General features: G+C 41.2%; 9 protein-coding genes and 4 tRNA genes. 2 read left to right on the top strand and 11 right to left on the bottom strand.

Features of this window, described 5'->3' with window-relative positions:
* Window positions 1-510: 510 nt before the first annotated feature.
* The 3 genes from AB4128_RS15450 to AB4128_RS15440 form a co-directional block, all read right to left on the bottom strand.
* A tRNA-Leu gene (locus AB4128_RS15450) sits at window positions 511-596 on the bottom strand.
* 196 nt (window positions 597-792) lie between these two features.
* Window positions 793-1,389, bottom strand: a complete 597-nt coding sequence (locus tag AB4128_RS15445) for a uracil-DNA glycosylase family protein (RefSeq protein WP_372038212.1) — start codon at window positions 1,387-1,389, stop codon at window positions 793-795.
* A gap of 48 nt (window positions 1,390-1,437) precedes the next feature.
* The gene (locus tag AB4128_RS15440; RefSeq protein WP_372038213.1) at window positions 1,438-2,790 is read right to left on the bottom strand and encodes a leucine-rich repeat-containing protein kinase family protein; all 1,353 of its coding nucleotides are present in this window, start codon (window positions 2,788-2,790) and stop codon (window positions 1,438-1,440) included.
* Window positions 2,791-2,970: 180 nt separating this feature from the next.
* Here AB4128_RS15440 and yqfB point away from each other — a divergent pair, with 180 nt between their 5' ends.
* The gene (gene yqfB, locus AB4128_RS15435; protein ID WP_055026540.1) at window positions 2,971-3,285 is read left to right on the top strand and encodes a N(4)-acetylcytidine aminohydrolase; all 315 of its coding nucleotides are present in this window, start codon (window positions 2,971-2,973) and stop codon (window positions 3,283-3,285) included.
* Window positions 3,286-3,325: 40 nt separating this feature from the next.
* The gene (locus AB4128_RS15430) at window positions 3,326-4,123 is read left to right on the top strand and encodes an SGNH/GDSL hydrolase family protein (RefSeq protein ID WP_372038211.1); all 798 of its coding nucleotides are present in this window, start codon (window positions 3,326-3,328) and stop codon (window positions 4,121-4,123) included.
* A gap of 58 nt (window positions 4,124-4,181) precedes the next feature.
* On the opposite strand, the gene AB4128_RS15425 is transcribed toward AB4128_RS15430, so the two are convergent.
* The 8 genes from AB4128_RS15425 to uvrY form a co-directional block, all read right to left on the bottom strand.
* Window positions 4,182-5,243, bottom strand: a complete 1,062-nt coding sequence (locus tag AB4128_RS15425) for an alcohol dehydrogenase family protein (RefSeq protein WP_372038210.1) — start codon at window positions 5,241-5,243, stop codon at window positions 4,182-4,184.
* 1 nt (window position 5,244) lies between these two features.
* Window positions 5,245-5,760: a TetR/AcrR family transcriptional regulator gene (locus AB4128_RS15420; RefSeq protein ID WP_372038209.1), complete on the bottom strand. Its 516-nt coding sequence runs from the start codon at window positions 5,758-5,760 to the stop codon at window positions 5,245-5,247.
* A 913-nt stretch (window positions 5,761-6,673) separates the two neighbouring features.
* Window positions 6,674-6,759, bottom strand: a tRNA-Leu gene (locus AB4128_RS15415).
* A gap of 50 nt (window positions 6,760-6,809) precedes the next feature.
* Window positions 6,810-6,883: transfer RNA gene (locus AB4128_RS15410), tRNA-Cys, on the bottom strand.
* A 14-nt stretch (window positions 6,884-6,897) separates the two neighbouring features.
* Window positions 6,898-6,973: transfer RNA gene (locus AB4128_RS15405), tRNA-Gly, on the bottom strand.
* A 181-nt stretch (window positions 6,974-7,154) separates the two neighbouring features.
* A complete protein-coding gene (gene pgsA, locus AB4128_RS15400; protein ID WP_055026385.1) occupies window positions 7,155-7,703 on the bottom strand; it encodes a CDP-diacylglycerol--glycerol-3-phosphate 3-phosphatidyltransferase in 549 nt (182 codons plus the stop codon).
* 45 nt (window positions 7,704-7,748) lie between these two features.
* Window positions 7,749-9,581, bottom strand: coding sequence for an excinuclease ABC subunit UvrC (gene uvrC, locus AB4128_RS15395; protein ID WP_372038208.1), 1,833 nt, complete (start codon window positions 9,579-9,581; stop codon window positions 7,749-7,751).
* Between the two features lie 48 nt (window positions 9,582-9,629).
* Window positions 9,630-10,274, bottom strand: coding sequence for a UvrY/SirA/GacA family response regulator transcription factor (uvrY, locus tag AB4128_RS15390; RefSeq protein ID WP_055026383.1), 645 nt, complete (start codon window positions 10,272-10,274; stop codon window positions 9,630-9,632).
* Window positions 10,275-10,416 lie beyond the last annotated feature (142 nt).

Raw genomic sequence — 10,416 nt, 5'->3', positions numbered from 1 at the left:
CTTATCTCAGGACGGGACAATTTTAGATACAAAAAAGCCCCAACTTTCGTTGAGGCTTTTTCGCACCATACTTACGTATGTAAATGATGATACCCGAGGCCAGCCTTGAACTGGCACGCCCTATCTTAAAACGACGAGGGATTTATCTTTCGCCAACGCTCAGATTACAGACACAAAAAAGCCCCAACTTTCGTTGAGGCTTTTCGCATCATACTTACGTATGTAAATGATGATACCCGAGGCCAGCCTTGAACTGGCACGCCCTATCTTAAAACGACGAGGGATTTATCTTTTGCCCTAAACGTGGATGTAAATTCAAATTTTAGATACAAAAAAGCCCCAACTTTCGTTGAGGCTTTTTCGCACCATACTTACGTATGTAAATAATGGTACCCGAGACCATACTGGAACTGGCGCGCCCTATCTTAAAACGACGAGGGATTTATCTTTCGCCAACGCTCGAATTACAGACACAAAAAAGCCCCGACTAATGTCGAGGCTTTCTTATAATGGTACCCGAGGCCAGACTTGAACTGGCACGCCTATTAAGCGAGGGATTTTAAATCCCTTGTGTCTACCGATTCCACCACTCGGGCAAACTCTGGTAACTCGTCAAAACGCGTTACAAAATTTGTTTTTCAACGTAAGCAATCGGTTGCCGCCGCTGATGTGGTGCATACTTTACTGATTTTTCAGATAGGATCAACATAAAAATGAAACTTATTGTTCAAATGCCCATTTTGCGAGCAAATAGCATAAAAACACAGCGAGAAAGACTAATATATCACCGACTTATATAGACGACATCGCGAGCGCTTGATTGACTCGATGTTTGAGCTCAGGTAACAATTTCTCGGCAAACCACGGATTTTTTGCCAGCCATATATTATTTCTTGGACTTGGGTGCGGTAAAGGCAGAATTGAATCGGGGTATTTTTGCCAGTCTTGTACTGTTTGCGTTAAAGACTGTTTGGTTTCATTTAAATGATAGTCTTGAGCATATTTACCAACAAGTACGGTCAGCTTAATGTGAGTCAACTCAGCTAAAACGTGTTCTCGCCAAGTTTGCGCACATATTTTTAACTGCGGTAAATCGCCACTTTTGCCCTTTCCTGGATAACAAAAGCCCATCGGGAGAATAGCGACTTTTTCGGGATCGTAGAATACAGCCTTATCTATGCCTAACCAGTCCCTTAGTCTATCTCCACTAGCGTCATTAAAAGGAATACCTGATTGATGCACAGCAAGCCCAGGAGCTTGCCCTGCAATTAAGATTCTCGCCTTCGAATGGATCTGTACCACAGGATTAACACCATGGGCTAACCTTGATTCACATAAACGGCATTGCTTGATCTGCTGGGATATGATGTCAATTTGAGCTTGTGTCATTCCATTCCTTTGTCATTAACCAAGCTCGCATGTTTAAACCGATATGGTTTAACGTAAACTTGATATTTGTTGAGCGAGTTCGTTGAAACTTGGGCGCTGACTCACTGAGTTATTTAAGCATTGTTCTGTCAATAATAATAACGACGTGAATAGCGTTTTGTCAGCAAAGTCACTACTTTCATGTAAAGAAGATTGACTGTAATGTCCGAGAAGATCTTCTAACATATTGCCAAAGGCTCTCACTTCTATTGCTTGCATTTGATTGACTTGCGATACAGATAATTTATTTAAATCCGTCGCGGCGCCAAAGTCACCGAACAGAATATTTGCACTGTCATCTATCATAGTATTGTGCGCATAAATATCGCCATGACTGATTTTTTGTTGATGCAAATGGGCTAATGCACCAGCCATGCTCGCCATAACCTTAATAATGTTTTCCAGTGAGATACTCATTTCATCGGCAAAGGTATCTCGTGTGCAGGTAATTAACGATGGTGGTAAACCTAAATTATAATAACCAGAAGGGATAATCTCCATGACTAAACCTAAGTCATCGCCCTCAGCAATTTGCGCTAACACTTTAATCAGGTTTGGATGTTCACCTGCAGTTAAGCAACAATGAAGCTCATCTTTTGGGTATCCATCTGACGTAACAGCCCCTTTAAACATCTTTAACGCAACGGTTTGATGACTAGACGTTTGAGCACTATCCAATTGCGCCTTGTTCCATTGAGCTTGATATATCACCCCTGATGCGCCTTGACCTAATTGATCGCCTAATACAAATTCAGACATGCTTGCTTGTAAAAAGTCTGCATGAGTTTCGCTACTTTGCGTCACAGGGTTTCCACTAAATGCGAGCCAAGCAAGCTTAGGGAGACTTAATAACCAATCAGGTACACTTGCTAACTTGTTGGCCGATATTCTCAGTAACTCAAGTTCATGACAGTTCTGCATTGAATCGGGTAATTGGGTAATCACATTCCCTGCTAAAGCACACTTTTTTAAGCGATGTAATTGCCCCATTGACTCTGGTAAATGGGTGATTTGATTGTCAGTCAAAATAAGCCAGCGGGTATCAACCGGAAAGCAATTCTCTGGTACCGATTCAATTTGATTGGCTTTAAAGCCAATCATTTCAAGTTTAGGACACTGAGCAATGACAGATGGAATTTCGGTAAAACAATTAAATGAAAGGAACAGAATTTTAAGCTCAGCTAAGCAAGCAAACTCATCAGGTAAACTGCTTAGTCGGTTATTTGAAAGATCAAGCACTTCCAAAGAGTCCGACAAGGTTAAAATCTCTAACGGAAATGTCGTTAATTGCTCTGCTATTTGTAATCGCTTGATGTGTTGCTGTTTTAGTTCACCGGACTGTAATTGAGCTAGCGTGTGCAATGGAAGTTCCTTCATCATATCGTCCATGGCAATGGACAAAAAAGCGCACATGATATGTTATTCAGGTCGTTAAGTTAAGCTATCTGATTAGATTGTGAAATATGACGAAATTGAATCACTTGCTAGATGTATAATAAATATCGCAAAATGTTATCACTACAACACAAGAATATCCGTTAAATGCCTGAACTAACCCCTATTAGCTTTTTTAGTCGCTTTGAAGAAGATATTTTATCTGGTGCAAAAACGATTACCTTACGAGATGAATCTGAAGCTCATTTCATCGAAGGCGAAACCCTCAGTGTGTCGACATTTGAAGACGAACGCTGGTTTTGCAATATTAAGGTTATTTCGATAAAGAAAGTGGCATTTCATCAGTTAGATGACACTCACGCTATGCAAGAGAATATGCCTTTAGACATGCTGAAATCACTCATACAAGAAGTTTACCCAGGCGTTGAACAACTTTATGAAATCAAATTTAGTCTGGTTTAATGCAATAACTTAACACAACAAACGGAAAGGACACCGACATATGCATTACCTTAGTTTATTACTGCTTTGGCCTGTCTATCTCGTGCAGGCCATTTGGGTAAAAAAAACGACATTACCATTACCAGAAGCAACAGGACTGCGAGAAGGAGTCGATAATCTAGCGCCTCATGATGGCTCATTAAATCAGGCATTAAATCAAACAGTCGAACCATTAAACCTACTCATTGTCGGTGACTCTGCCGCTGCTGGCGTAGGAGTGGAAACCCAACAACAGGCGCTTACTGGGCAAATTCTGTCTCATTTAAAATCACGTCATTCGGGTGTTAACACCCATCACATTCGTCAAGTTCATTGGCAATTGATTGCTAAAAGCGGTAGCAATACTCAAGCGTGTGTAAATCACCTTAATAAAGTGATCCCTGATAACAGCTCAAAAAATATAGATATCGCGGTATTATCCTTAGGCGTTAATGATGTACTAAGCCCCATTACAAGCAGTACTTGGATTCTCCACATTGAGCAACTTTGCGATTTATTAAAAAGAAAACTTAATTGCCAACACATTATAATTACCGCAGTGCCGCCGATGGAGGCTTTTCCTGCTTTACCGCAACCTTTTCGTTGGTTTTTAGGCGCACGCGCCGCTGAATTTAATCTCGCTTTACAACTTTGGGTATCAAAAAGCGATTTACCCTGTGAACTATTAAATATGCGCGAATCGCTCACAGATGCGGTCATGGCTGAAGATGGTTTTCACCCTAGTGCTGAGGTTTATCAACACTGGGGGAAAATGGTGGTCGACCTCATCGAAGTGAACCAAAATCAACAAGTGGGTTAACTAAAAGCCAATCAATGATGGTACAAGACATTGTTGGCCATCATTGCATTAAGCATACTTAGCCAACAGTGAGTACAATTTTCCCAACATGTTGTTTTTGCTCAAACATCAGCTGAGCATCGTTAATCTTAGCTAAAGGAAAAACCTCTGCAATCACAGGGGCTATCTTTTTCTGCTCAATAGCCTTAACTAAATTTGGAAACACGTCTGGTTCAAGCACTGTGCAACCATAAAAACTTAAATCTTTTAAGTATAAGGTTCTTACATCAAGCTCAACGATAGCACCACCAATAGCACCGGATACCGCATAGCGTCCTCCTGGCATCAAAATATCTAACAATTGTGGCCATTGCTTGCCAGCCACCAAATCAATCACCACATTGACACTGTTTCGGCCTAAGCTTTTCACTAAATCAATATTACGCTCCAAAACTTGATCGGCTCCCAATGCAAGAAGTTGCTCATTCTTACTTGGGCTGGTTACAGCAATCACCTTAGCACCACGTGCTTTTGCTAACTGAATTGCTGCGGAGCCAACACCTCCAGAAGCACCAGTGATCAATACCGTATCCTTGGCAGTCACTCTAGCTCGAGTTAGCATATTTTCAGCCGTTGAATAGGAACATGGAAATGATGCCAACTCCTCATTAGAATACTCACTATCTATAGCATGGGCATGTTGATCGGCCACCACAGTATACTCTGCAAATCCTCCATCACATTCTGAGCCAAAATACCAAGGGCTCTCTAAACGTTTTCCTTTAGCAAAACGTAAACACGGCTCAATTAACACTCGCTGGCCTATTCTATTGCGGTTAACACCTGCCCCAACGGCCACTATCACGCCACACACATCCGCACCCTGGATCCGTGGAAAAGTTAATGCATTACCTGACCAGCTGGCATCGTCGCTATCAGCATCAGATTTCGAGTACCAAGCCGTTCTGGTATTAATGTCTGTGTTATTAACACCTGCGGCTAATACTTTTATCACCACATCTTCGTCCGTATAACTTGGAACAGCAATGTCATTGTTTAGCGTTAAGACTTCGGGTCCGCCATGGCCTAAAAGCTGAATCCCACTCATGGTAGGTGGCAATGATGTTGAAATGGGTGACATATTAGTGCTCCAGTAACGTGGTTAATGTGATTTTGGTTGAGATAAACGCATCAGCACCTAATAAAGGCCATACACTTGATACGCCCTCGTGCAAGATGAATAATTGCGTAGCCAGATCAGGTCGTTGACAAACATTACCCAAGTAATGCTTAACTTGTTGTTTATGCGTATCTACCGCGTCTTTGATCGCTTCATTCTCAGGAAAAGCAGCAATGGCATTCATCGACATACATCCGTTAGGCGCATATTGCTCCATCCACTGCTGCAAGCGATCAAAAATACACAGCACAGATTCTGTCGCAGAAAGTGATGTTGTATCTTGTTCCAAAAAAGATAAGTATCGTTGGTGACGATAATCTAACGCAGCGACAATCATTTCTTCTTTAGAAGGAAAATGTTTATACAAGGTTCTCAAACTCACATCACACGCTTTTTGTAACTGAGAAACACTCGGTTCAGCAAAACCAAACTGGCTAAAAACATCTTCAAGACTTGCTGCAATTTGTTGTTTAAGCACAAACACCCCACTAGTAGAACGAACACTCTACCCATAGTAGAGTGTTCGTTCTACTTTGTGAACTTATATTGATTAAACTGTGGGCTTGTTCAAAAAACAGTTAATAGAAATGAGTAAGTAATGCCCCCAATTAGGCTTAGGCAGACACGAACGACTTTCATACGACAAAGTTTTAATAAGGCGAGAAATGTTAACTTTTCCCCAAGAGGAAAATTTCAAATATCAGACACAAAAAAGCCCCGACTAATTTCGAGGCTTTCTTATAATGGTACCCGAGGCTAGGCTTGAACTGGCACACCCTATTTTAAAACAACGAGGGATTTATCTTTTCCCCTAGACGTAGAAGCAAGTTCCAAATTTTAGATACAAAAAAGCCCCGACTTTCGTTGAGGCTTTTTTGCACCATGCACTTAATACAATAAGTCGTATGTAAGCTCTTCATAGAAGAATAATGGTACCCGAGGCCAGACTTGAACTGGCTCGCCTTATTTTAAAACGACGAGGGATTTTATCTTTCGCCAACACTCGAATTACAGGCACAAAAAAAACCTAATTTTCGTTGAGGCTTTTTTGCACCATGCACCTTAATACTAATTCGTATGTAAGCTCTTCATAGAAGAATAATGGTACCCGAGGCCAGACTTGAACTGGCTCGCCTTATTTTAAAATGACGAGGGATTTTATCTTTCGCCCTAGAGGTAGAGGCAAATTCAAATTTTAGATACAAAAAAGCCCCGACTAATGTCGAGGCTTTCTTATAATGGTACCCGAGGCCAGACTTGAACTGGCACGCCCTATCTTAAAACGACGAGGGATTTACCTTTTCCCCAAGAAGCAATTTTCAAATTTTAGATACAAAAAAGCCCCGACTAATGTCGAGGCTTTTTTGCACCATACTTACGTATGTAAATAATGGTACCCGAGGCCAGACTTGAACTGGCACGCCTATTAAGCGAGGGATTTTAAATCCCTTGTGTCTACCGATTCCACCACTCGGGCAAAAGTGTTGTTTTAACTGTATGTAAATCAATACAATTAAACAAAATTTGTGGAGGCGCGACCCGGAGTCGAACCGAGGTCGACGGATTTGCAATCCGCAGCATAGCCATTCTGCCATCGCGCCGTATAGAGAATGATTGGAGCGACATATCGGGTTCGAACTGATGACCTATACCTTGGCAAGGTATCGCTCTACCAACTGAGCTAATGTCGCAATCATTTGCTTATCTTCTCAAATAAGCCTTGATGTCATCTTGCTGCAACCTTGCGGTTATACGCTAGAGCATCTCTGTCTACGGGGGTGCATTCTACCGATTTCACTGTCGGTGTCAATTGCTGTTTTCAACAAAACTAACTGAATGAACACTAAATAAACTTATTGAACTTTTATTAAGCTACTCTGCCGTTAAGTCTTTCCAAGCTGCTGAAATATAACTCATCATAGACCAGAAAGTCAGCACTGCAGCAATATAGAATAATCCATAAGCCACATTGGTCAAGAATTCATTAGGCTGCCAAATTAAACCAACAATCGCGACCATTTGAGCTGCTGTTTTATATTTACCAATCCAAGAAACCGCCACAACACCCCGTTTGCCGATTTCAGCCATCCACTCACGTAATGCGGAAATAACAATTTCACGGCCAATCATGAATAATGCAGCCAATGTAAGATAAATATTGTCATTTTGCTGAACCAGTAACACAAGCGCTGTTGTTACCATTATTTTATCCGCAACCGGATCAAGAAACGCCCCAAAACGCGTCGATTGCTTTAACTTTCTTGCTGCATAGCCATCTAATGCATCTGTGACTGCTGCCAGCCAAAAGATAAATGCAGAAGCAAACGGCGCCCAAGAATAGGGAAGATAAAAAACAATCACAAATACCGGTAAAAGTAATAACCGAAAAAGTGTTAGCGCTATAGGTAAATTAAAAGGCATGAAAGAAACCAAATAGTCAGAAACAGCGCCAATCTTGCCTTAATTTTATCCCCCTCGCAATGCATCATGGATTGTTTGTGCCATTTCTAGGCTAATTCCGGGCACTTTTGTTAATTCTGCCACGCTAGCGCCCTTCACTTCTTGAATTCCACCTAAATGTTGTAACAATAACTTACGTCGTTTTGGTCCAACACCAGGGATTGACTCAAGTGTTGATGTGTTTCTGGTTTTTTGACGTTTATTACGATGCCCAGTAATAGCAAATCGATGTGATTCATCACGAATATGTAAAATTAAATGAAAAGCAGGTGAATCACTAGCCAGCTCAAAGGTTTGTTCATTATTACCAAATACAAAGGTTTCTAAGCCTGCTTTACGGCCTTCACCTTTTGTTACCCCAATCAATAAAGGAGGATTATCAAGATGCACACACTTTTCATCAACGATTGCCTGAGCAATACGTAATTGCCCTAAACCACCATCAATAAATACAATGTCAGGCACCTTTCCGTTGTTATCAATTTTATCAAAACGTCGCTTTAAGGCTTGCTCCATCGCAGCATAGTCATCGCCCCCTGTTATACCGTTAATGTTATAACGGCGATAATCTGCCTTGTGTGGACCTTCGCGATTAAACACCACACAAGAAGCAACAGTGCTCTCACCCATAGTATGACTGATATCAAAACATTCCATCCGTGAGATAGGCTTGGTGAATTCCAGTGCTTCTTCTAGTAGTTGAAAACGTTGTTCGACGGTATTTTTGTGGGACAATCGAGTATTAACGGCATTACTTGCATTGGTCACAGCCAAACGTAAAAAGTTAGCTCGCTCACCACGTACATGGGTTTTGATTTCGAATTTGCGTTCAAGTGCTGTTGATATGGTGGTTTCCAAAACGGCTTTTTCAGCAAATGATTCACTGATTAACACTTCTTTAGGAATAGTACGTTGAATATCGGCATTTAAATAAAACTGCCCGATAAAAGACACCAATACTTCTTCAAGTTCGGTTTCAGCAGGTACAGATGGGTAATAGCTTCGACTGCCAAAAATTTTACCATCTCGAATAAATAACAAATGAAAACACGCAATACCCGAGGCGTAGTGTACGCCAATCACATCCATATCGCCCTTGTGGTTCGACACTTCTTGTTGCTCGGCAACTCGCCTTAGTGCGGTGATTTGATCTCGATATTGGGCTGCCGACTCATATTCCATTTCGGTTGCAGCATGATCCATCTTAGCAACCAGTTCAGTGATCACCTGCTTATCTTTGCCACGTAAAAATAACCCTGCAAGTTTAACTTGCTCTGAATAGTCGCTATCAGAAACAGCGCCAACACATGGCGCACTACAACGAGAGAGTTGGTATTGTAAACAAGGTCGAGAGCGTGACTTATAATACAAGTCATCACATTGACGAATAGGAAACAATTTTTGCATCAGGTGCAAACTTTCGCGCACTGCTCCACCATTGGGGTAAGGTCCAAAATAATGGCCCTTCTCTCTTTTAGGACCTCGGTGATACGCCAAACGTGGGTGTTTATGACCACTCAATAAAATATAAGGATAGGATTTATCATCTCGAAGCAATACATTGTATTTAGGCATGTATTGTTTGATGTAATCATTTTCCAGTATCAATGCGTCAGTTTCACTGTGAGTCAGTGTGACATCGATATTGGCAATGCGAGCTACAAGCGCTTGGGTTTTTACATTAGGTAAATTAGCGCGAAAATACGAAGAAAGGCGCTTTTTGAGGTCTTTTGCTTTACCGACATAAATCACTTCGCCCTTGTCATCGTACATACGATAGACACCAGGCGAAGAAGAAACGGTTTTTAAAAATAAAGCTGAATTAAAACGAGATGGCATTCACTATCCTAGGATAGGTGTTAATACCATGGGCATAACACCTAGCGTTTAAAAAGAACTGGCATCGAGCATTTTGTAGCGAATTGCGAGACGGGTCAACTCCACATCACCACCGATATCTAACTTAGCAAACAAACGGTAGCGATAGCTGTTAACTGTTTTAGGGCTTAAATTGAGTTTCTCAGAAATATCATTTACTTTTTCACCATTGGTGATCATCAGCATGATTTGCAGCTCACGTTCAGACAAGCTGCTAAATGGATTCTCATCTGAATGGCTAAATTGACTCAATGCCATTTGCTGGGCAATTTCTGGTGATAAATAACGTTGGCCACGAGAAACTTGCTGGATAGCACGTAATACTTCAGGTGAAGTGGAACCTTTGGTTAAATAACCCGATGCGCCAGCTTGCATAACTTTAGTTGGAAATGGGTCTTCTGTTTGGACCGTTAAAACAATGATTTTAGCTTCTGGTTGATATCGTAAAATCTTACGTGTGGCTTCTAATCCACCCATACCCGGCATATTCATATCCATCAAGATTACGTCAGCTTCGTTTTGACGCGACCATTGCACAGCAGTCTCTCCGTCTGGGGCTTCCCCAACAACTTTAATACCTCGCTCATCTTCTAATAAGCGACGAATACCGGTTCTAACTAACTCATGATCATCAACTAAATATACTGAAATCAACTTCAACCCACCTTAAAAACATTCGTCCTGAACATCATTTTAATTTTTATTATATTAACTAGGGTAATTTATCTTATTGAGCGACTCACGGAAAGCGAAAAAGGCGACAATCACTGTAGGAATATGTATAGAGTGTCATTGA

Source organism: Shewanella sp. 10N.286.52.A9 (assembly GCF_041468985.1).
GTDB classification, from domain to species: Bacteria; Pseudomonadota; Gammaproteobacteria; order Enterobacterales; family Shewanellaceae; genus Shewanella; species Shewanella japonica.
This window is presented reverse-complemented; position numbering and strand designations above follow the sequence as displayed.

Bases quoted from the DNA above. Each gene is read 5' to 3' on its own strand.
- AB4128_RS15425 (WP_372038210.1), bottom strand. From the start codon at position 5,243: ATGTCACCCATTTCAACATCATTGCCACCTACCATGAGTGGGATTCAG.
- yqfB (WP_055026540.1), top strand. From the start codon at position 2,971: ATGCCTGAACTAACCCCTATTAGCTTTTTTAGTCGCTTTGAAGAAGAT.
- pgsA (WP_055026385.1), bottom strand. From the start codon at position 7,703: ATGCCTTTTAATTTACCTATAGCGCTAACACTTTTTCGGTTATTACTT.
- AB4128_RS15430 (WP_372038211.1), top strand. From the start codon at position 3,326: ATGCATTACCTTAGTTTATTACTGCTTTGGCCTGTCTATCTCGTGCAG.
- uvrC (WP_372038208.1), bottom strand. From the start codon at position 9,581: ATGCCATCTCGTTTTAATTCAGCTTTATTTTTAAAAACCGTTTCTTCT.
- AB4128_RS15445 (WP_372038212.1), bottom strand. From the start codon at position 1,389: ATGACACAAGCTCAAATTGACATCATATCCCAGCAGATCAAGCAATGC.